The organism is Corynebacterium sp. 51B (genome assembly GCF_008930785.1).
Taxonomy (GTDB): domain Bacteria; phylum Actinomycetota; class Actinomycetes; order Mycobacteriales; family Mycobacteriaceae; genus Corynebacterium; species Corynebacterium megadyptis.
Genome location: NZ_PQMK01000001.1, coordinates 365,423 through 386,897, shown reverse-complemented (window position 1 = coordinate 386,897; position 21,475 = coordinate 365,423). Strand labels below are relative to the sequence as shown.

The following is a 21,475-nucleotide window of genomic DNA, read 5'->3' as shown; positions in this document are numbered from 1 at the left end:
GGGCATGGGCGAGGAAGCCAATCCGGGCCGACGCTCCAAGGCGCTGTCGAGTGAAGGGGCGGTGATTCGCTCCACCACCCACGGCAGGGGAGTGCATGTGGTGGCCACCGCCATGGCGGCCGCTGAACGCGGCGCCACCATTAGCAATGGGCGTTTGGAGCTGCGGCCGGAGGATCTGCGTTCCTCCATCAAGGCGGGCAGGGAATCGAATCTCATCGTCTTCGTGGTGGACGCCTCCGGTTCGGTGGCTGGCCACACCCGCCTCGAGGCGGTCACCGGTGCGGTGGAATCAATTTTGAAAGACGCCTATATCCGCCGCGACAAGGTGGCGGTGATTACCGTGCGTGGCCGTGCCCCCGAGCTTTTGCTGCCACCGACCAGCTCCATTGATGTGGCGCGGCGTCGTCTCGAATCCGCGCGGGTCGGCGGGCGCACCCCGCTGGCCGAGGGGCTGGTGATGGCCGATGAGCTCATCACCCGCCAAGCGCGGAAGGAACCGGGCCGCCGCGCCATCATGGTGGTGCTTAGCGACGGCCGAGCCACCGGTAACTATGGGATGAAAGAGGCCTATGCGGCCGCCGATGCTATCGCGGCCAAGGGGCTCAGCGGGTCCATCGTGATCGACTGCGAGGTCTCCGCCCGGGTGCGGCTGGGGCTCGCGCGCACCCTCGCGGAGCATTTGCGCGCCCCCTGCGTGCAGCTTGCGGAGCTCAATTCCGATAACGTCGCCGGCGCCATCGAGTCGCTCTAAAGGGGTGGGGCAGACAACCCCGCGGCCGGGAGGCGGGGTGTGTCTCGCTACTATGGCTCAGAGATACACCCCCTGTGCGAAAGTGAGCCCTACGCGATGCCCCAAGGCAAAGTTGATCCGAAAAATATTCCCGATGATGGCCTCACCACCCGGCAACGACGCATGCTGCCGGTGACCGCGGTGCACACCGGGGAAGGTAAAGGAAAGTCCACCGCCGCCTTCGGCATGGCGCTGCGCGCCTGGAATCAAGGTTGGAAGATCGGCGTCTTCCAATTCGTGAAATCCGCCAAGTGGCGGGTCGGGGAAGAATCGGTATTCCTGCGCCTCAACGAGCTCAGCGATGAGCCGCTCGTGGAGTGGCACAAGATGGGCGAGGGCTGGAGCTGGGCGAAAAAGCGCGGCGATGAACAAGATCATGCCCGCGACGCCCGCGAAGGCTGGGAGGAAATCAAGCGCCGCCTGGCCAATGAAACCCATGATCTCTACGTGCTCGACGAGTTCACCTATCCCATTAAGTGGGGATGGATCGACGTCGAGGATGTGGTGGAGACACTACGCACTCGTCCCGGCACTCAGCATGTGGTGATGACGGGTCGCGACGCCGACCCGCGCCTGCTTGAGGTGGCGGACTTGGTCACCACCATGACCAAGGTCAAGCACCCGATGGACCAAGGCCGCAAAGGCCAGAAGGGGATCGAATGGTAAGCGTGCCCGGTGTGTGCATCGCGGCCACGGCCTCGGGCACGGGCAAAACTACCATTGCCACGGGCTTGATGGGGGCGCTGGCCCGGCGCATGAACGTCGCGCCGTTCAAAGTGGGGCCGGACTATATTGACCCCGGCTACCACGGCCTGGCCTCGGGGCGCGTGGGCCGTAACCTCGATTCGGTGATGTGCTCCGTCGATCGCATCGGCCCGCTCTATGCGCATGGTGCCGCCGGCTGCGATATCGCCGTGGTGGAAGGCGTGATGGGGCTCTTCGATGGCCGCATCACCGACTCCCCAGAAGACGCCGGCGCCGGTTCCACCGCTGAGATCGCCGCCGCGCTCGGGCTGCCCGTGATCCTCGTCGTGGATGTCTGCGGCATGAGTCAATCGGCAGGCGCGATTGTGCGTGGTTTTGCCATGCACAACCCCCATGTACGCATTGCTGGGGCGATCATTAACAAGGCAGGCACCGATCGCCACGCCGAGGTGTGTCGCCGCGCCATCGAGAACGCAGGGGTGCCGGTGGTGGGCATCATCCCGCGCATCGACAAGGTGGAAGTACCGTCCCGTCACCTCGGACTCGTCACCGCCGCCGAGCGGGGCGGTGCCGCCGTCGAATCCGTCGAGCGCATGGCGGACATGATCGAGAACTACGTGGACATCGATGCCATTCTCGAGCTGGCCTCCTGCGCCTATGCCGGTCCCGCCTGGGATCCGGCCGCAGAGGTCCACGCCGTGGACAGCGCCCCGCGTATCGCTTTGGCTTCGGGGCCGGTGTTCAGCTTCGCCTATGCCGAGCACACCGAGCTGCTGAGTGCCGCCGGCGCCGAGGTGCTGGAATTCGATCCCTTGCACGAGGAACTCCCCGAGTGCGAAGGGCTCATTGTGCCCGGCGGATTTCCCGAGGAACATGTGGAAGAGCTCGCCGCCCGGCATAGCGTTACCGCCGGGGTGCGCGAGCACATCGCCGCCGGCAAACCGGTCCACGCCGAATGCGCGGGACTGCTGTGGCTGCTCAAAACCCTCGACGCCCATCCCATGGTGGGGGCGATCGGCACCCATGGCGCCATGGGCCGCCGCCTGAAACTGGGGTATCGGGAAGCCGTGGCGCTCGAATCCTCGGTGCTCTACGAGGCCGGCCACAGAGTCACCGGCCACGAGTTTCACCACACCGCCCTTGCTGAGGAGACCGCACCCGGTTTTCGCCCAGCTTGGGGCTGGCGGGGCTGGGATGGCGCTGCGGTGGCCGAAGGCTTCGTGTCCGCAACGATCCACGCCTCCTATCTCCACGTCCATCCCGCCAGCGTTCCCCACGCGATCGAGAACTTTGTGCGCACTGCGGGCAGGCATCGCTAAATCGATTTTTGCCCACCAAGGCCACTACACTCACAATTCATGACAGTGACTCTTATTGGTGGCGGACCCGGAGCGTGGGATCTGATTACGGTGCGCGGCATGCATGCCCTGCAAGAGGCCGATGTGATCCTCACCGATCACCTCGGTCCGAGCGCCGAATTAGACAAACTCTGCGATGTCTCGACCAAAGAGATCATCGACGTCTCGAAGCTGCCCTATGGCCGGCAAGTAGCCCAAGAAAAAACCAATGAGCTGCTGGTGACCCACGCCCGCGCCGGGAAGAAGGTGGCGCGGCTCAAGGGCGGCGATCCCTATGTATTTGGCCGCGGTTTCGAAGAGGCACAGGCCTGTGCCGAAGCCGGTATCGCGTGCACCGTTGTGCCGGGCGTAACCAGCGCCATTGCTGTTCCGGCCGCCGCCGATATCCCCGTGACCCAGCGCGGGATGGTGCATTCCTTCACCGTGATCTCGGGGCATCTCGCCCCCGATAACCCCAATTCGCTCAACGATTGGACGGCACTGGCGCATACCGGCGGCACCCTCGTGGTGATTATGGGCGTGAAAAACTCTGGTGCCATCGCGGAGCGTTTGATGTCCGATGGCCGCAGCCCCGAGACCCCCGCCGCCGTGATTCAAGAAGGCACCACCGCTGAGCAAAAAATGCTGCGCTGCACGCTCGCGACGCTGGGCGCCTCTATCCGCGAGGAGGGCATTGCCCCGCCCGCAGTGCTGGTGATCGGCGAGGTGGCAGGACTCACCCTGCCGAATGCCTAGCGATCCACCACGAGCGTCAGCTGCGTCGGGCTGCTGAGGCTGATAGAAAGACCAGCGCCCTGGGCGATCTCGACCACTTCATCGAGGGTGTCCGGCTCCGCATCGTGCAGGCAGAGCACGCGGGCAAGTTCGCCCTTGTAGTGCTTATTGAAGTGGCTCACAACCTTGCCCGCGGTGGTTTCCACGCGCACGGTGGCCGCAGAGGGGAGCGGGCCAAGATTCTGATACGCCCCCGAGCGGAAGTCCAGCACTAGGCCCTCCACGCCGGCCAGGGCCTCGGTGATGGCTGCACCCCAGCGCTTTTTCATCGTTGGTGCAGCGGCTGCGGGATCCTCCTGGCGCGGCACCTTCGTGCTCGCAGACAGCCGGTAATGGGGGATGGGATCCTGTCCCCGCACGACGCCAAAGAGCGCTGAGCCCACAGCCAGTCGGCTCCACCGGGGTTGGGGGAGAGTGGCCGGGGAGAGGGCGTCGAAAAGCACCCCCGTGTAGCGACTCAGCGCCGGGGTGGTGGGGGAGGTCCACAGCTGCTGATTAGCGGCGAACTCCTCATCAAAGTTGTTTTTCAACTTCAGCGCCTCGCGTGCCTCCGCAGCGTCAAGAGCGCGCAGATCATCGATAATCTGCTGGCGCAGGGGAGCCAGTTCGGGGAAGCCGAGGGAGTCGAGCGACAGCGGCGCGCCATCGCCGCCAAAGGACTTGGTTTCAGAGGGTGGGAGCACAATGAGCACGCCCCTGAGTGTAGCTAGTAAGATCGGGCACCATGATTACACGCTTGTCTCAGCTCTTTTTGCGCACGTTGCGCGATGATCCCGCCGACGCTGAAGTCCCCAGCCACAAGCTTTTGGTGCGCGCCGGATACCTCCGACGCAATGCTCCGGGCATCTACTCCATGCTGCCCCTCGGAGTGCGCGCGTTGGACAAGATCGAAAAGGTTGTGCGCGAGGAGATGAACGCCATCGGCGCTCAAGAGCTGCGCTTCCCCGGCCTGCTGCCCCGCGGGCCCTATGAGCAGTCCAACCGGTGGACCGAATACGGCGATAACGTCTTCCGTTTGAAGGACCGCAAGGGCGCGGACATGCTGCTCGGGCCGACCCACGAGGAGATGTTCACCCTCACGGTCAAGGACATGTACAGCTCCTATAAGGATTTCCCCGTCATCCTTTATCAGGTGCAGACAAAGTATCGCGATGAGGAGCGTCCCCGCGCCGGTATCCTGCGCGGGCGCGAGTTCATTATGAAGGATTCCTACTCCTTCAACATGGATGATGCTGGGCTTGAGGAGTCTTATCAGCTGCACCGCCAGGCGTATCAAAACATTTTCGACGGCTTGGGCGTGGAGTATGTGATTTGTGCTGCGACCTCCGGCGCGATGGGCGGCTCGGCCTCCGAAGAGTTCCTTGCTATTAGCCCCACCGGCGAGGACACCTTTGTCTGCGCCACCGAGGGCGACTATGCCGCCAATGTCGAGGCCGTGGTGACCCCGGCCGGCGAGGAACGTGATCCCGCGGCAGCCCCCGCCGCCGAGGATCACGAGACCCCTGGTGCCACCACCATCTCTGCGCTAGTGGAGTGGGCGAATACACAGGGCGTCACTATTGAGGGCCGTGCTGTGGAGGCCAGCGATACCCTCAAGTGCATCGTGGTGCGCGTGACGGACCCCGGTGCCGAGAAACCCCGCCTCGCGGGTGTGGTTCTGCCTGGCGACCGCGAGGTGGACATGGGTCGCTTGGCCGCCAGCTTCGAGCCTGCCGAGGTGGAGCTCGCCGAGGACAAGGACTTTGCGCACAACCAGTTTTTGGTGAAGGGCTATGTGGGCCCGCGCGCACTCAACGAGCATGAACTGAGTGTGTACGCCGATCCGCGCGTCGTGCGCGGCACCTCATGGATCACCGGCGGCGATGTGGAGGGCCACCACAGCGTGAACATGACGGTGGGTCGTGATTTCGAGGTGGATGCCTATGTGGAGGCAGCCGAGGTACGCGAGGGCGATCCCGCGCCGGAGGGAATGGGCGTGCTCACCCTCGAGCGCGGTATCGAGATCGGGCACATCTTCCAGCTGGGCCGCAAATACACCGAGGCGTTCGATGTGCAGATCTTGGATGAGAATGGCAAGCGCGCGGTGCCCACGATGGGCTCCTATGGCGTGGGCGTGTCCCGCCTGCTTGCCGTGATCGCCGAGCAGACACACGACGAGAAGGGCCTGAAATGGCCGGTGTCTGTGGCCCCGTACGAGGTGCATGTGGTGATCGCCAACAAGGATGCCGAGGCGGCAGAAGCCGCGGAGAAGCTCGCCGAGGAGCTATCGGCGCGGGGCATTGATGTGCTCTTCGATGACCGCCCCAAGATTGGCGCTGGCGTGAAGTTTAAGGACGCCGAGCTGTTGGGTATGCCCTTCATGGCCGTGGTGGGTCGTGGCTACAAGGAGGGCACCATCGAGGTGCGGCCGCGCGGTGGCGAGGCCGAGAACATCGCCGTGGACGAAGTGATTGATCACCTCGTCGAGCTGGTCACGCAGGGGCGTCGTTAGAGGGCACGAGGCCGCGAGAAAATCAGACGGCCTCCGGCGTAGATACGACGTCTGATGAGTGTGTAATGTGGGTGGCATGGGATCTCTTCCCATGCCACCCTTGATCTATTCATATCGCTGTCGCGGGCAGTGCCCGCAGGCACAAGCGGGGCAGGGGAGCGGAGATCCTCAGCACACAGTGAGGCCGCGCGCCGCGGCCATCCTATTCGTGGTCACTGCTACCGCGAATGAGGACTGAGGATGCCGGCGCGCGTAGATAAGAAAGGGACGCTATGCGCGTAATTATCACCGAGTCCCCTGCTGAGGTTGCCACTATCGCTGCCGACATGATTGCCGACACCGTGCAGGGCAAGGGGAAGGTTTCCATCGGGCTGGCCACCGGCTCTACCCCTATTGCCACCTACAAGGAGCTCATTGCTCGCCACCAGGCGGGCGAGATCAGTTTTGCCGATGTGAGTGTCTACATGCTCGATGAATACATCGGTATTGATCGCTCTGACGAAAATAGCTACTACCGCACCATCCGGCGAGAATTCGCTGAGCACGTGGACATCGATGATTCTCGCGTCTTTAGCCCCAATGGTCAAGCCGAGTCCATCGCGGAGGAAGCCGCCCGCTATGAGGCTGCAGTGCGTGCTGGCGAGGTGCAATTGCAGCTGCTGGGCATCGGCTCGGACGGACACATTGGCTTTAATGAGCCGGGCTCCGCCTTCGACTCTCCGACCCACCGCGTGATCCTGCATCCGCAGACGGTGCGCGATAATGCCCGCTTCTTCTCCTCCGAAGAGGAGGTCCCCGTGGAGGCCATCACCCAAGGTCTGGCCACGATCCGTGCCGCCCAGCATCCGGTGCTGCTTGCGACCGGCGCCTCCAAGGCAGAGGCAGTGGCCGCGATGGTGGAGGGGCCCGTGACGGCGCACTGTCCGGCCAGCATTTTGCAGTTCCACCCGAACTGCACTGTCATCGTCGATAGCGAGGCCGCCGCACAGCTCGACGATCGCGAGTTTTATATCGCGGCCGAGAAGCAACGTCGCGCCCGCATCAACTAGTACGTATTGGCCCCTGTTTGGGGGCCAATGCCCTTGTGTAGGTTCGGTAGCGAAACTAACATTGCACACTAGGAGTTTCTGCACTGGAGCGGTGCTCTATCGGTACCGCTCACCTGCTGAACCCATTGTCTCCACCCAACCCCGTAGCGTGCACTCGATCTACCTCCCGAGACCGCCAGCTACGTCGATAAGAAAGACGCTACTTATGTCTCTGAATTCCCTCTCTCGCAGCACCACCGTCGGCCGTAGCCTGCGCGTTGGCATGGCAGCCTTCGCCGCCTCGGGCCTGATGCTCTCCGGCGGTATCGCCGCCGCCGAAGAAGGTGACGCTGACCAGGCGACCTCTAGCGAGTCCTCCTCGTCCTCCTCTGATAGCACTAACCAGCCTGCCATCGGCGGCGACTACGAAGGAGATGCTAATGGCAGCGCTGCTGAGGAAGGCGACAACTCCGACAGCACCGACGCCGCCGCAGGTAGCAATGACGCGAGCGACGATGCTGAAGGCCAGGACGATACCAATGGTAAGGGCGATGCCGAGCACGGCGACCACGAAGACGCTGAAGGCCAGGACGATACCAATGGTAAGGGCGATGCCGAGCACGGCGACCACGAAGACGCTGAAGGCCAGGACGATACCAATGGTAAGGGCGATGCCGAGCACGGCGACCACGAAGACGCTGATGGTCACGACCACGGCGATGCGGCCGATAAGGATGGCAAGGGTGATATGCACGATGGTCACTCGCACATGGACGAGTCCTCGGCCACTCCGGCTCCGATGAACGAGCACAACCACAAGGATCAGCACGGTCATCACAACCATGAGTCCCACTCCGGCCCGGCCCTGGCCAACACCGGTGCCAATGTCGGCATGGTAACGCTCGGCGGCCTCGTCATCGCCGCCGCCGGCGCCGGCTTGGTAGCACTGCGCCGCCGCGCTTCCTAAGGGCTATTCCGCCAACTCGTTTCACCACTGGCCACGCCGCCCCGCGCTCTCAGCAGTGGGGCGTCGTGGCCGCGTGACGTTCTCAGGGCACGACTGAGCGCGGGGCCAGTTACACGCCCGCACCCGAGATTCGTTAGCATTATGCGAGTAAACACAAATCACAACAATCGAAAGGTGTGAAACTTCATGGGAATCATGGATAAGGCAAAGGAATTCCTGAGCGACGACGACAAGCGCAAGGACGTTCTCGACAAGGGCGAGCAGGTGGCCAAGGATAAGCTCGGCAACGAGCACTCCGACAAGGTTGACAAGGCCCGCGACGCCATCGACAAGAAGTTCGAGGGCTCCACCGAGGGCGAGAACTAAACCCTTAGCGCCCGACAGCCACCATCCCGCAGTGATGCAGGATGGTGGCTGTCGTGTATCTGCCCATAGTTGTGCTGGCAACCGCGGGGATCAAAGGTGGGGGAGGCGTCGATAAGCCTTGGCCTAGATGCCGATCGCGGCCGCCCGATGAGAGTGCACGGACACCTGGCCAATGGCCTGCGCGGCGCACTGCGCGGCAGTGGAATGCGAGGCTTCGAGCAGGAAATGATCCCACATCCCGCGGGCATTATCGCAGAGCTGGCGCACAAAAATATCGGCGCTGGCGGCATCGCTCATCTGCTCATAGCCCTCCATCTGATAACTCGTCGGAGCAGTGTCGGGCTGGAGACCATTGGCGGCCGCGATTTGGGTGAGCGCCACCGCAATCATCCGGTGATCGGTGCCCAGATCCGCAAAAAGCTGGGCGTGTTGCTGATTATCGGCAAACGCCTCCGCCGTGCCGAGGCCATAGATCGCGGCCTCGTGGAAGGCGATCATCTCCAGCAGGGCCGACTTTTCTTGTTTACTCAACGCCACATCCTCGGCCGCGATGGCGTCGAGCCGCAGCATATCCTTGGCCTTGTCCGGATCCTCCTGGTAGAGCCGAGTGCCCAGATCGGCATAGATGCTGGCGAGGACCATCCACGAGTCGGATTCGATCGTGGACACCGCGTCGAACGTGGCGCGGGCGGAATCAGCTAGGGCCGTGGACAGCTCGGCAGAGACCGTGGCGGCACGTTCTGCAATCGCATCCGCATCCAGCGCCTCCACAGAGCAGCGCTCGGGCGAGGACCCCTGCTCGTCGATGCCGCAGCGGCGGTTATTTTCCTCCACGAGCATGCTGGCGTGAGTGTGGCGCATCTCGGCGATCGGCGGTTGTGCCTCCGCATCAGCCTCCGCGCCGATAGCGAGATCCTTAAGGCCCTGATCAACAGAGCGATACGGGGCGCACGAGGCCAGTGTCGCCCCAGCCCACAGGGCTGAGGTAGCGAGAAGAAACTGCCTGCGGCTCATACGATTCATGGCTAAGAAGCATACCTGTATGCTTGCGAGCATGGCTTTTCCCTCTAAAGATGCACTTCACTCACTTATTGCTCCAGTAGCCCACGCCCACGGGATGGCTGTGGAGGAGATCAAGATTAACCGCGCTGGCGCCAAGTCCGTGATCGCGATCATCGTGGACGCCGCCGACAGCGCCGGCATGGAGGCCGAGGTGCCCAGCCTCGAGGCCGTGGAGGTCGCCGCCGGCGAGTTCTCTGCGGCCTTCGACGCGGCTGAGGAGGCAGGGGAGATGTCCTTCGGCGCCCAGGAATACACCCTCGAGGTGTCCACCCCAGGAGTGGATCGGCCCTTGACGACGCCGCGCCACTGGCACCGCAACCGCGGGCGACTGATCAGCATCACCCAGGGTGATGTGCAGCTGCGGGGGCGCGTGGGCGCGCTGTCGGCAGAGCAGGACTCGGTGATCGTGATCTCTAAGCTCTCCGCGAAGCAGGCGAAAAAGGCCGGCAAGAAAGCAGGTGAGCTTGAGGTGCACGCGCTAGGATTGGGCGATATTGATCGCGCGGTGGTAGAAATTGAGTTCGCCAAGGCTCCTGTTGCCGAGGCGGAACTTGCCGATATGTCGTATGAAGATGCCCTGCAGTGGCGAGAGGATCACAAGTGAACATTGATGTCCAGGCGCTCAGCGCCATCGAAAAGGACAAGGGAATTGCGGTTTCGGAATTGCTGTCGACGATTGCCGACGCTCTGCTCGAGACCTACCGGCAGAACTATCCCATGGACGAGTCCACGCAGGCTCGGGTGGACATCGATACTGCAAGCGGCAAGGTAGCAGTGATCCTCACTGAACGTGACGAGGACGGCACCGTCCTGTCCGAACGCGACGACACCCCCGCGAACTTCAACCGCACCGCAGCCCTGGCCGTGCGCAATGCCATTGTGGCGCGGCTGCGCGAAGCAGAGGCCAACCGCGTCTTTGACGAGTACACCCGCTTCGAGGGCACCGTTATCTCCGGTGTGGTGCAGGCCGATGCGCGCGCCAATGAAAAGGGCATTGTGGTGGTGCAGCTGGGCACCGAGGCCGATGGCCACGACGGTATCCTCATCCCCGCCGAACAAATCCCAGGCGAAAACCTCAAGCACGGCGATCGCGTCAAAAGCTTTGTGGTGGGCGTGTCCAAGGGGCCGCGTGCCGTGCAGATCAACCTCTCGCGGACCCACCCTGAGCTGGTGCGTAAGCTCTTCGAGCTGGAGATCCCCGAGGTCGAGGACGGCGCCGTGGAGATCGTCAGCATCGCCCGCGAGGCAGGCCACCGCTCCAAGGTGGCGGTGCGTGGCACCGTTAAGGGGCTCAACGCCAAGGGCGCCTGCATCGGTCCGCGCGGCCAGCGCGTGAACAACATCATGAAGGCACTGGGCGGGGAAAAGATCGACATCATCGATTACTCGGAAGACCCCCAGCACTATGTGGGTAACGCGCTGGCACCGTCCAAGGTGGTCTCCGTGGAGATCACCGATCTAGAAAACCAGATCGCCCGCGTCGTGGTGCCGGACTATCAGCTCTCCTTGGCTATCGGCCGCGAAGGCCAAAACGCTCGCCTCGCCGCGCGCCTGACTGGGTGGAAGATCGACATCCACTCGGACGCGGAATAGCGGGCGAGTGTCGAGAGCGTCGCGCCGAGCTCGCCGACCGAGCGGGCGCTGAGCCCGGCTGGCTCGGCTGCGGCACAGCAGCGGCGCGAGCCCCACTGCGAGCTCACTGCGGGCCCCACAACTCAGCGGCATATGTGGAACAACCACAGCTGAACGTGGGGCCGCTTTAAGGTTCTGTTAAACATTTCGGCTGCTTTCGCGTACACTTGTTCTCGGCTCACAAACGTGTGGTGACAGCCGGTGGGTTTTTGTGCCCAAAAACCGGATCGCCGCACGGGACGTGAGAAGCAGAGCTCAGAGGAGCTAACCATCGCAGCAGCCACAAGAAAGGGCCGGATGACGCAGTCGAACGCAGCACACACCCCACAGCGGATGTGCATTGCTAGCCGTCGCCTGTTTCCCGCGTCCGAGTTGCTGCGCGTGGTTGTTGATCCCGCCGATGCCTCGCGCATCATTGCCGATCCTGCGGCTGTCCTGCCGGGGAGAGGGGCGTGGATTCAACCCTCATTGGCTCACTATGAGCTCGCCTGCAAGCGGCGCAGCTTTGCGCGCGCCCTACGGGTATCCGCTTCGGTGGATACACAACCCGTTCGCACCTACATTGCATCGCTCGGGGAACCGAATGGATCCCCACAAAGCCAATGTGAGCAGCGGGATGACACAGAAGGAAGATTCGAACACTGATGAGCACACGATGAAGCATCAGCGATGAACGTCCACACGCAACCGTAGAGGCAGCAGGCCCTAAGAAAGACACACTTCACCTTTTAGTGAAGAACACTTTCCCGGCCGCTCGCCTCTGCACAAACCACGAGGAGAGAAGTGCCAGGAAAGCTACGAGTACATGAGCTCGCGAAAGAGCTCGGTATCAAGAGCAAAGACCTACTCGCCACGCTCAAAGAGCAGGGCGAATTTGTAAAGACTGCATCGTCGACAATCGAGCCGCCGGTAATTAAGAAGATGCGCGCGCACTACGCAGCGCAGAACGCCGACTCCGGCGCCGAGGCCGACAAGCCCGCCGAGAAGGCTCCGAAGCCGGCCGCGGCGGCGTCGACAAGCGCCGCAAAGCCCGGTGCCAAGCCCGGTGCGAAGCCGGCTGCCAAGCCAGGCGCTAGCCAGAAGGCTGTGGAGAAGCCCGCCGACACCGCTGCCGAGAAGGCTCCGAAGCCGGCTGCGGCGGCGTCGACAAGCGCCAAGAAGCCCAGCGCCAAGCCTGCCGCCAAGCCCGGTGCAAAGCCGGCTGCGAAGCCTGCGCCGACCCCCGGCGAGGAGAAGCCCGCTGCGGCGGAGAAGCCCGCTGCCAGCGGCGCTCCCAAGCCCAGCTTCCAAGCTGCGCAGGGCGCACAGAACGACACCAAGGGCGGCGAGGATGCAGCTGCGCAGCACAAGCCTGCTGCCGACTCCGCTATGCCGAAGCCGCGTCCGCGCCCCAAGCCCGGCCCGAAGCCGGGTGGCCGTGCGCCGCGCGTAGCCAATAATCCTTTCTCCACGGGCACGAACCCGGCTCCGCGCCCGGGTGGACACCGTGGTGGTCAGGGCCAGCAGGGTCAGGGCCAGGGCGGCGGCAAGCCCGGTGCAAAGCCGGGAGCCAAGCCGGGTCGCGGCAAGCCCCGTGGCCAGCAGCAGGGCGGTCAGGAGCGTCAGGGTGGCGGTCGTCGCCCCACCCCGGCGATGATGCCGAACCACCCGAGCCCCGGCCAGATGCCGTCGCGCTCCGCTGCGGGTAACCGCGGTGGCGGCCGTGGCCGTGGCGGCCATGGTGGCCCCGGCGGTCCCGGTGGTCCCGGTGGTTTCCGCGGACGCGGTGGCCGTCGTGGCGGTACCGCTGGCGCATTCGGTCGTCCCGGTGGCGCACCGCGCAAGGGCCGCAAGTCGAAGCGGCAGAAGCGCAATGAGTACGAGGCAATGAAGGCACCGAACGTCGTTGGTGGCGTGCGGTTGCCCGATGGCGGCGGCAAGACCCTGCGTCTGGCCCGCGGCGCCTCGCTGTCCGACTTCGCCGAGAAGATCGGTGCCGATGCGTCCTCGCTGGTGCAGGCATTGTTCAACCTAGGCGAGATCGTGACCGCTACGGCCTCTGTCTCCGATGAGACCCTGCAGCTGCTGGGCGAGGAGATCAACTACAAGGTTGAGGTCGTCTCCCCGGAGGATGAGGACCGCGAGCTCCTCGAGTCCTTCGACTTGCAGTTCGGTGAGGACGAGGGCGATGACTCCCTGCTGGAGAAGCGCCCGCCGGTGGTCACCGTCATGGGTCACGTCGATCACGGTAAGACCCGCCTGTTGGACACGATCCGTCAGTCCAATGAAGCCCGCCGTGAGGCCGGTGGCATCACCCAGGGCATCGGCGCCTACCAGGTCGATGTTGAGGCTGAGGGCCAGGATCGCACGGTGACTTTGCTGGATACCCCGGGTCACGAGGCGTTCACCGCCATGCGTGCCCGTGGTGCTAGCTCCACCGATATCGCCATCCTGGTGGTTGCTGCGGATGACGGCGTGATGCCGCAGACCGTGGAGGCCATCAACCACGCCAAGGCTGCTGATGTGCCGATCGTGGTTGCCGTGAACAAGATCGATAAGCCGGGCGCAAACCCGGAGAAGATTCGCGGCCAGCTCACCGAATACGGTTTGGTTCCGGAAGACTACGGCGGAGAGACCATGTTCGTGGACATCTCCGCGAAGCAGGCCACCAATATTGATGGACTGCTCGAGGCCGTGCTGCTCACCGCAGACGCCTCCTTGGAGCTCACCGCGAATCCGAACATGGATGCCCAGGGTGTGGCCATCGAGGCACACCTGGACCGCGGCCGCGGCCCGGTGGCTACCGTGATCGTGCAGCGCGGTACCCTCCGCGTCGGCGATTCCATCGTGGCTGGCGACGCCTATGGTCGTGTGCGCCGCATGGTGGACGAGTACGGCAACGACGTGGAAGAGGCGGGTCCGTCTCGCCCCGTGCAGGTGCAGGGTCTGAACTCTGTGCCCGGTGCCGGCGATAACCTGCTGGTGGTCGATGATGACCGCATGGCACGTCAGATCGCTGACCGCCGTAACGCCCGTCGTCGCAATGCCATGCAGGCCCGTGCGAAGAAGCGCATCTCCCTCGAGGATCTGGATGCGGTGCTGAAGGAAACCAACACCCTCAACCTGATCCTGAAGGGCGACAACGCCGGTTCGGTGGAGGCTCTGGAAGACGCCCTGCTGAAGATCGAGGTGGACGACGAAGTCCAGCTGGAGATCATCGACCGCGGTGTGGGTGCTGTCACCCAGACCAACGTCTCGCTGGCTGCCGCCTCCAACGCCGTGATCATTGCCTTCAACGTGCGTTCCGAAGGCAAGGCCACCGAGGAAGCCAACGCCGAAGGCGTGGATATCCGTTACTACACCGTCATCTACCGTGCTCTGGAAGAGGTGGAGGCAGCCCTGCGCGGCATGCTCAAGCCGATCTACGAGGAGCGCGAGGTCGGTCGTGCGGAGATCCGCCAGCTGTTCAAGGCATCCTCCGTGGGCCTCATCGCAGGCTGCATGGTGGAATCCGGCAAGGTGCGTCGCAACGCCAAGGTGCGCCTGATCCGCGACGGCAACGTGGTGACCGACAAGGCCACCATCGAGTCGCTGCGCCGCGAGAAGGACGATGTCACCGAGGTCGCCGCCGGTTACGAGTGCGGTATGGTGCTGTCCTATCCGGACATCCAGGTCGATGACATCATCGAGGTATTCGAAGAGGTCGAGGTGCCCCGCACCTAAGACCCCGCCTACTCGCCACTGGTGAGTATGTGTCGTACACAGCCCTGTCGCCTTCTGTGGTGGCAGGGCTGTTGGCGTGCCGCCGCTCGTCGTCACGGTGTCCAGGCGGCACGATAGAATAACGGGGTCTCCCGCCACCGCCGCATCGCATGGCAGGACGGGAAACACACACAACGAAGAAAGGGAGTAATCACCATGGCTGATAAGCAACGCGCCGGCCGGATGGCGAAGCGAATTCTCACGATTGTTGCCGATTCGATTGAATTCCGCATCAAGGATCCGCGGCTGCAGTATGTCACCATCACCGATTGCCGCATGACCGGCGATCTGCACGACGCCACGGTGTTTTACACGGTCCGTGGCGCCACCATCGACACCGAACCGGATCACGAGGAGGCTGCCGCCGCCCTCGAAAGCGCCCGCGGCCAGCTGCGTAAATACGTCGGCGATGCGCTGAGCGTGCGTTTTACTCCGCGTCTGTCCTTCGAGCTCGACACGGTGCCGGAGGCGAGCGCCCACCTGGAGGCGCTATTAGCCAAGGCCCGCCAGCGCGACGAGGAGCTGCACAAGCTCTCCGAGGGCAAAAACTATGCTGGCGGCGAGAACCCTTACCGCGAGGCCGAGGAGTAAAAGGTGTCCTCCCCGCGCTCGCGCTTATCGACGCCACCTTCCGCCACCACATCTGCTGCCGCGATGCTCAGCCCCGCCCGGCTGGGCGTGCGCGATAGTGACTTCCGCGGCCACGACCTGGATGCGGCGATCGCTGCGCTGCGCTCTGCCCGATCTGTGGCCGTGGTGGGGCATGTGCGCCCGGATGCCGATGCGATTGGTTCGGTATCTGCGCTCATGCAGGTGGCCGAGGCTTTAGGGGCGCGGGCGCGCGGCTATATTGACCACCCCGGCGGGGTAGCGCGCAACCTCAGCAGCATTCCGCGGTGCGCGGATATCTCCTGGGAGGGGCCGATCGCCGTGGATTCGGACTGCGTGGTCGTTGTCGATTGCGGCGATCTGCACCGTGCCGGCCGCTATGCCGAGCAGATCGCTGCCGGCGAGTGGGCGCGGATCATGATAGATCACCACGAGCACAACCCTGGGGTGCAGGGCGTGAACCTTATTGCTCCCCGAGCCGATTCCACCACCGCCGTGATCTGGCTGCTCGCCCAGCGGGCGGGTGTGGAGCTCACCGAGTCGCTGGCCCATGCACTCTACGCGGGGCTGGTTACCGACACTGGGTGTTTCGCGTGGGGCGGCAACGAGGATGCCACCTCGCGGCTGCTGCTCGCCGCCGCGCTGGCCGAGAGTGGGATCGATACCGGAACGATCACCGCGGATCTCATGGATCGCTCCACCGTGGCAGAAACCCAGATGCTCGGCAGGCTGCTGGCAGGGGTTGAGGCCGTGGACACTCCGCTGGGTCGGGCCGCCATTCTCATCGCCCCCTATGCACAGCTGAGTACGGTTCCGCCCTTCGTGGCGGAACGCGCTGTGACGCTGCTGCACGCCCTCGAGGATGCTGCGGTATGTGTGGTGGCCAAAGAACAACAGCCCGGCAAATGGAACCTCTCTTTGCGCTCGGAGCAGATTGATGTGGCTGCGCTGGCGCGCCGCCACGGCGGCGGAGGACATATCCACGCCGCTGGGCTGAGCATGACCGGCACCGAAGAAGACTGTTGGACGCTGATGAAGGATTATCTACTGCAGTGAGCCTGGACTCCACCGATTCCCCCGAATGCACCGACTCCCCCCGCGCCGCGGCAGGGGAGGATGCCCCAGCTAACGCCGAGGAGCATGAACGCCTCGCCGCCGCAGGCAAGGTGAGTATCCGTACCGTGTTGGCGTTGGCGCTGCCCGCCCTGGGCGTGCTCGCCGCGACACCGCTGTACTTGCTGCTCGATACCGCGGTCGTCGGCCGGCTGGGTAAAACCGAATTGGCCGCGCTCGGCGCCGCCACCACGCTCTTTTCCGTGGTCACCACCCAGCTCACCTTTCTCTCTTATGGCACCACCGCCCGCGCCGCCCGGCTCTATGGGGCGGGCAAAAAGAAGGAAGCGGTGGCTGAAGGGGTGCAGGCCACCTGGGTGGCGCTGCTGGTCGGCTCGGCCTTAGCCGCCATCATGTTCTTCGGCTCCCCCTGGTTTACGCTCTGGCTCTCGAGCAGCGCCCCGGTGGCCGCCGAGGCCACGCTCTGGCTACGCATCGCCAGTTTCGGTATCCCGCTGCTGCTGATCACCATGGCCGGCAATGGATGGCTGCGCGGCATCCAGAACACCACCGCCCCGCTCTGGTTCACCCTCACCGGCGTGATCCCCGCCGCGATCCTCGTGCCGATATTGGTGCACGCCTATGGCTTCGTGGGCTCGGCGTGGGCCAATCTCACCGGTTTGGCGCTCACCTCTGCCTGCTTCCTGCTCGCCCTGGTTCGCTCCCATGGGGGCTCTTGGGCGCTGCGCCCGCAGGTGATCCGGCACCAGCTGGTGCTCGGGCGAGATCTCATTATTCGCTCCTTGTCCTTCCAGGTGGCATTTCTCTCCGCCGCCGGGGTCGCCGCCCGCTTCGGCGAGGCCTCCCTCGCCGCGCACCAGGTGATGATGCAGCTGTGGAACTTCCTCACCCTAGTGCTCGACTCGCTGGCGATCGCTGCCCAAACCCTGACCGGTGCGGCGCTCGGCATGGGCTCGGTCTACCGGGCTAGGGGAGTGGGGCGGCTGGTGGTGCTGTACTCCACCGCTGTGGCCGCAGTACTGGCGGGGCTCTTTGCGCTCGGATTCCGCTTCATCCCGCGGCTATTCACCCAGGACGCCAGCGTGCTTGCCGCCATGGAGTGGCCGTGGTGGATTCTGATCCTCATGATTATCGGCGGCGGTGTGGTCTTCGCGCTCGACGGAGTGCTACTGGGTGCCGCCGATGCGGTGTATTTGCGCAATGCCACCATCGCCTCTGTGGTGCTGGGCTTTTTGCCAGGCGTGTGGCTCTCGCTGTTTTTCGAGGCCGGGCTCACCGGCGTGTGGTGCGGGCTCTTGGCCTTCATTTTCATCCGCATGGTCGCTGTGCTCTGGCGTTTCACGTCCATGAAGTGGGCCAATAACGCCGTATAGTGAGGGGATACAAGCGACCCCGAGTGAGTAGCGATCCGGTGCGGAGAAAGGCGATGGTGCGGCAATGACCACCCTGTGGGCTGTCTCGGATCTGCACGCCGCGGTCAAAGCCAATGCGGAGATGATCGCGCGCATCCAGCCCACGAGCCCCAGCGACTGGCTCATCGTCGGCGGGGATGTGGCCGAACGCACCCCCGATATTCTGGCTGTCCTCGTGCAGCTCAAGGAGCGCTTTGAAGAGGTGATCTGGGCGCCAGGTAATCACGAGCTGTTTTGCCGCTCGACTGATGCCGTGGTGGGCCGCGAGAAATACGCCGAGCTGGTGGCCGGCTGCCGCGCCCGCGATATTTTCACCCCCGAGGATCCCTATCCCGTCTTTGCCGGGCGCACCATCGCGCCGCTTTTTACGCTCTACGATTACACCTTCCGCCAGCCGGGGCTCACCGCCGAGGAGGCGGTGCAGCGCGCCCGGGACAATCAGGTGATGCTCACCGACGAGTTCGCCATTGCCCCCTTCGTGGATATCCGCGCGTGGTGCTGGGACCGATTGGCCTACTCGGTTAAAAGGCTCAGCCGCGTCACCGGCCCCACCATCTTGATCAATCACTGGCCGCTGGTGATTGAGCCGCTCAATCAGGTGGCCTGGCCGGAGATATCGCTGTGGTGCGGCACGATCCATACCCGCACCTGGCCGGTGCGTTATCGCGCGGAGAAGGTGATCTACGGTCATCTGCACCTGCCGGGGGAAACGGTGGTCGACGGCATCCCCCATATCGAAACCTCGCTGGGATATCCGCGCGAGTGGAAGAACCGTCCCGCCAGCGCGCCATGGCCCTATCCGGTGCTGGAGGTGGACGCGGATGCAGTGTAGTCCCAATCTCTTCCCCGCGGCCGCCCAATTTTGTTCCATGCAGGTGGATCGCAGCAGCGCCGATCTGAGTCGATACCACGAGCTCCACCCCCTCGAGCAGGCCTTGGTGGCGCACGCGGTGACGGTGCGGAAGGCGGAGTTCGGCGATGCGCGCTGGTGCGCCCACCAAGCGCTTAAGAAGCTCGGGCGCGACTCTGGGGCGCCGATCCTGCGCGGCGAGCGCGGCGTGCCCTTGTGGCCCGCGGCGGTCTCGGGATCTATGACGCATACCGATGGGCTGCGCGCTGCGGTGGTGGCGCCGCGGCTGGTGGTGAAGTCCATGGGACTTGATGCCGAACCCGCGGCCTCTTTGCCGCGGGGAGTGCTCGGCTCCATCGCCCGCCCCAGTGAGCTATCCCAACTCGATGAACTGGAATCCCAAGGCATTCCCTGCGCCGACCGCCTGCTCTTTTGCGCCAAGGAGGCCACGTATAAGGCGTGGTTTCCGCTGACGCATCGCTGGCTCGACTTCGATCAAGCAGAGATCGATGTGCGCAGCGATGGCACCTTCATCTCCTATCTCTTGGCCCGCCCCACACCGGTGCCCTTCATGACGGGCCGCTGGGAGATCCGCGAGGGCTTTATTATCGCCGCCATCGCCGTGGTCTAGCTGCCAACTCGCTGCGCTAGAGGGTCGAGGGACGGGCGACGAATACCGTCGATAAGCGCGAGCCCTTTTCTTTAAGCAGCGCAATCGCTCGGCCATCCGGGGCCAGTGCCGCGTGCACGCCTTTGAGCCCGCGCGGGGAGAGCCATTTCCCCATGCTCACATCCCGCGCCTCCGCTGCGCTCAGCGGCAGCGGGGGAAAGCTCACGGCCATGGCCTGATCCAGGCTCAAGGACAGCTCAGGCGTATCCTCGAGCTCCTCCAAGGTGCGGGCGTGGTCGAGGGTGAAGGGGCCAACAGTGCTGCGACGTAGCGCCGTGAGGTGGCCACCCACGCCCAGCCCCGCCCCGAGGTCGCGGGCGAGGGAGCGGATATAGGTGCCCGAGGAGCAGTGCACCGAGCAGCGGATATCCACCCAGCTATCGTGGCGCGCAATGGAATGAACCACGAAAGAGTAGATAGTGACGCTGCGTTCAGGAATCTCCACCTCGATTCCCTCGCGCACCAGCTCGTGGGCGCGGCGGCCATTGATCTTGATCGCCGAGACGGAGGAGGGGCGCTGCATAATCTCCCCACGAAGCTGTGCGATACTGTCGTGAATCTGCTCATCGCTGATCGCGGAGGCATCGTGCTGGGTGAGAATATCGCCCTCGGCGTCATCGGTGGTGGTAGCGGCGCCTAAGCGGATGGTGGCGTCATAGGTTTTGGTATCTGCCACGAGATGCGCGAGGAACTTGGTGCCGCGTTCGATACCGACCACCAACACCCCGGTGGCCATCGGGTCAAGAGTGCCGGCATGGCCTACTTTGCGGGTGCCGAAGATCCGCCGCAGCCGCCCCACCACATCGTGGGAGGTCATGCCCTGAGGCTTGTCCACCACCACCAGTCCCGAGGTGGCGAGGGGGTCTGCGGCGGCGGCCAGCTGAGCGGGGGAGGGGATCTTCTCTTGGGGGAAAGACATGCGTATTAGCCTATGCCGTACCCTATACACTTGTGAATATTTGGCATGGTCTGGATAACGTCCCCGCACAGCTCGACGCCTCCGTGGTCACCATCGGAGTTTTTGATGGCATTCACAGCGGACATCAAACCCTGCTCCGCCGCGCCGCCGCTCTTTCTGGGGAGAACGGCGTGCCCTCTGTGCTCGTGACCTTTGATCCGCATCCGCTGGCCGTGGTGCGCCCAGATAAGATGCCGCCGTTGCTCGGCACTGTGTATGACCGTGCCGAGATCGCAGCCGCGCTGAATATCGACCATCTGCTGGCGCTGCGTTTCGACGCCTCCCTCGCGCACCTGTCGCCAGAGGAGTTTTTCACCACCGTGCTCGTCGAGAAGCTCGGCGCGAAGGCCGTGGTGGTGGGGGAGAACTTCACCTTCGGTCATAAGGCTGCCGGCACCACCGACACGCTGCGCGAGCTCGGCGAGAAATACGGCGTCGAGGTGGCGGTGTTGCCGCTGTTAAATGAAGCGGGTCTGCCGATCTCCTCCACCCGTATCCGCGGGATGCTCGAGCGCGGCGAGATCCGCGAGGCCAATGCGGCGCTGACTCGCCCCTTCGCGGTGCAGGGCGAGGTTGTGCGCGGTGCCGGCCGCGGCGGCAGGGAACTGGGATTTCCCACCGCGAATCTCTATTTCCCGCCCAGCCAGGCCCTGCCCGGCGATGGCGTCTATGCCGGGTATTTTACCGTGCTGGACTCCACTCCCAGTCCCGGCGATATGCGGTGCGGGGTGCGCTATCCGGCGGCGATCTCGGTGGGAAATAACCCCACCTTTGAGGATCCGCGCCGCAGCGTAGAAACCTTCGTGCTCGACCGCGAGGCGGATCTTTACGGCCATCAGGTGCGGGTGGAGTTTGTGGACTTTGTGCGCGGCATGGAGAAGTTCAACGGGATTGAGGACCTGCTTGCTGCGATTCGCTCAGACGTGGCCGCCACCCGCGCAATTGTTTCCGAACCTATCGACTGCTAATATCTCTCGGGTTGGTTGTG

At 64.0% G+C, this 21,475-nt stretch carries 21 protein-coding genes; 18 read left to right on the top strand and 3 right to left on the bottom strand.

Annotated features, from left to right (window positions below):
- The first annotated feature begins 4 nt into the window (after positions 1 to 4).
- From GBB14_RS01710 to cobA, 4 genes are all read left to right on the top strand, one after another.
- Positions 5 to 751: a VWA domain-containing protein gene (locus tag GBB14_RS01710; protein WP_151528545.1), complete on the top strand. Its 747-nt coding sequence runs from the start codon at positions 5 to 7 to the stop codon at positions 749 to 751.
- Between the two features lie 96 nt (positions 752 to 847).
- A complete protein-coding gene (cobO, locus tag GBB14_RS01705; protein ID WP_151528546.1) occupies positions 848 to 1,456 on the top strand; it encodes a cob(I)yrinic acid a,c-diamide adenosyltransferase in 609 nt (202 codons plus the stop codon).
- A complete protein-coding gene (locus tag GBB14_RS01700) occupies positions 1,450 to 2,814 on the top strand; it encodes a cobyrinate a,c-diamide synthase (protein WP_151528547.1) in 1,365 nt (454 codons plus the stop codon). The genes cobO and GBB14_RS01700 overlap by 7 nt, the downstream gene beginning before the upstream one ends.
- 39 nt (positions 2,815 to 2,853) lie before the next feature.
- Entirely contained in the window at positions 2,854 to 3,588 is a 735-nt protein-coding gene (cobA, locus tag GBB14_RS01695; protein ID WP_151528548.1) for a uroporphyrinogen-III C-methyltransferase, read from the top strand.
- Here cobA and yaaA read toward each other — a convergent pair.
- Complete coding sequence (yaaA, locus tag GBB14_RS01690; RefSeq protein ID WP_151528549.1) at positions 3,585 to 4,319, bottom strand: peroxide stress protein YaaA; 735 nt, start codon at positions 4,317 to 4,319, stop codon at positions 3,585 to 3,587. The two genes, cobA and yaaA, sit on opposite strands and share 4 nt — an antisense overlap.
- 32 nt (positions 4,320 to 4,351) lie before the next feature.
- On the opposite strand from yaaA, the gene GBB14_RS01685 reads away from it, so the two are divergent.
- The 4 genes from GBB14_RS01685 to GBB14_RS01670 all read left to right on the top strand — a co-directional run bounded on the left by GBB14_RS01685 (position 4,352) and on the right by GBB14_RS01670 (position 8,479).
- Entirely contained in the window at positions 4,352 to 6,118 is a 1,767-nt protein-coding gene (locus GBB14_RS01685) for a proline--tRNA ligase (protein ID WP_151528550.1), read from the top strand.
- A 272-nt stretch (positions 6,119 to 6,390) separates the two neighbouring features.
- Positions 6,391 to 7,167: a glucosamine-6-phosphate deaminase gene (nagB, locus tag GBB14_RS01680; protein ID WP_151528551.1), complete on the top strand. Its 777-nt coding sequence runs from the start codon at positions 6,391 to 6,393 to the stop codon at positions 7,165 to 7,167.
- Positions 7,168 to 7,372: 205 nt separating this feature from the next.
- Positions 7,373 to 8,113: an LPXTG cell wall anchor domain-containing protein gene (locus GBB14_RS01675; RefSeq protein ID WP_151588400.1), complete on the top strand. Its 741-nt coding sequence runs from the start codon at positions 7,373 to 7,375 to the stop codon at positions 8,111 to 8,113.
- A 186-nt stretch (positions 8,114 to 8,299) separates the two neighbouring features.
- On the top strand, positions 8,300 to 8,479 hold the full coding sequence (locus tag GBB14_RS01670; RefSeq protein ID WP_151528553.1) for an antitoxin: 180 nt from the start codon (positions 8,300 to 8,302) through the stop codon (positions 8,477 to 8,479).
- A 123-nt stretch (positions 8,480 to 8,602) separates the two neighbouring features.
- Here the strand turns inward: GBB14_RS01670 and GBB14_RS01665 are convergent, their stop codons facing one another.
- Entirely contained in the window at positions 8,603 to 9,493 is an 891-nt protein-coding gene (locus tag GBB14_RS01665; RefSeq protein WP_192796086.1) for a hypothetical protein, read from the bottom strand.
- Positions 9,494 to 9,533: 40 nt separating this feature from the next.
- Between GBB14_RS01665 and rimP the strand changes: the two genes are divergently transcribed.
- The 9 genes from rimP to GBB14_RS01620 all read left to right on the top strand — a co-directional run bounded on the left by rimP (position 9,534) and on the right by GBB14_RS01620 (position 19,490).
- Positions 9,534 to 10,145, top strand: a complete 612-nt coding sequence (rimP, locus tag GBB14_RS01660; protein ID WP_151528555.1) for a ribosome maturation factor RimP — start codon at positions 9,534 to 9,536, stop codon at positions 10,143 to 10,145.
- Positions 10,142 to 11,134: a transcription termination factor NusA gene (nusA, locus tag GBB14_RS01655; protein WP_151528556.1), complete on the top strand. Its 993-nt coding sequence runs from the start codon at positions 10,142 to 10,144 to the stop codon at positions 11,132 to 11,134. The genes rimP and nusA overlap by 4 nt, the downstream gene beginning before the upstream one ends.
- A gap of 336 nt (positions 11,135 to 11,470) precedes the next feature.
- On the top strand, positions 11,471 to 11,818 hold the full coding sequence (locus GBB14_RS01650; protein ID WP_151528557.1) for a YlxR family protein: 348 nt from the start codon (positions 11,471 to 11,473) through the stop codon (positions 11,816 to 11,818).
- Positions 11,819 to 11,956: 138 nt separating this feature from the next.
- The gene (infB, locus tag GBB14_RS01645) at positions 11,957 to 14,875 is read left to right on the top strand and encodes a translation initiation factor IF-2 (protein ID WP_151528558.1); all 2,919 of its coding nucleotides are present in this window, start codon (positions 11,957 to 11,959) and stop codon (positions 14,873 to 14,875) included.
- Between the two features lie 195 nt (positions 14,876 to 15,070).
- Positions 15,071 to 15,505: a 30S ribosome-binding factor RbfA gene (rbfA, locus tag GBB14_RS01640; RefSeq protein WP_151528559.1), complete on the top strand. Its 435-nt coding sequence runs from the start codon at positions 15,071 to 15,073 to the stop codon at positions 15,503 to 15,505.
- A 3-nt stretch (positions 15,506 to 15,508) separates the two neighbouring features.
- The gene (locus tag GBB14_RS01635) at positions 15,509 to 16,579 is read left to right on the top strand and encodes a bifunctional oligoribonuclease/PAP phosphatase NrnA (protein WP_151528560.1); all 1,071 of its coding nucleotides are present in this window, start codon (positions 15,509 to 15,511) and stop codon (positions 16,577 to 16,579) included.
- Between the two features lie 110 nt (positions 16,580 to 16,689).
- Positions 16,690 to 17,970, top strand: coding sequence for an MATE family efflux transporter (locus tag GBB14_RS01630; protein ID WP_225976581.1), 1,281 nt, complete (start codon positions 16,690 to 16,692; stop codon positions 17,968 to 17,970).
- Positions 17,971 to 18,034: 64 nt separating this feature from the next.
- The gene (locus tag GBB14_RS01625) at positions 18,035 to 18,841 is read left to right on the top strand and encodes a metallophosphoesterase (RefSeq protein WP_151528562.1); all 807 of its coding nucleotides are present in this window, start codon (positions 18,035 to 18,037) and stop codon (positions 18,839 to 18,841) included.
- A complete protein-coding gene (locus GBB14_RS01620; protein ID WP_151528563.1) occupies positions 18,831 to 19,490 on the top strand; it encodes a 4'-phosphopantetheinyl transferase in 660 nt (219 codons plus the stop codon). Before GBB14_RS01625 ends, GBB14_RS01620 begins: the two co-directional genes overlap by 11 nt.
- Before the next feature lie 16 nt (positions 19,491 to 19,506).
- On the opposite strand, the gene truB is transcribed toward GBB14_RS01620, so the two are convergent.
- Positions 19,507 to 20,448: a tRNA pseudouridine(55) synthase TruB gene (gene truB / locus GBB14_RS01615; RefSeq protein WP_151530471.1), complete on the bottom strand. Its 942-nt coding sequence runs from the start codon at positions 20,446 to 20,448 to the stop codon at positions 19,507 to 19,509.
- A 32-nt stretch (positions 20,449 to 20,480) separates the two neighbouring features.
- Here truB and GBB14_RS01610 point away from each other — a divergent pair, with 32 nt between their 5' ends.
- Positions 20,481 to 21,455, top strand: coding sequence for a bifunctional riboflavin kinase/FAD synthetase (locus tag GBB14_RS01610; RefSeq protein WP_151528565.1), 975 nt, complete (start codon positions 20,481 to 20,483; stop codon positions 21,453 to 21,455).
- The last annotated feature ends 20 nt before the right edge of the window (positions 21,456 to 21,475 follow it).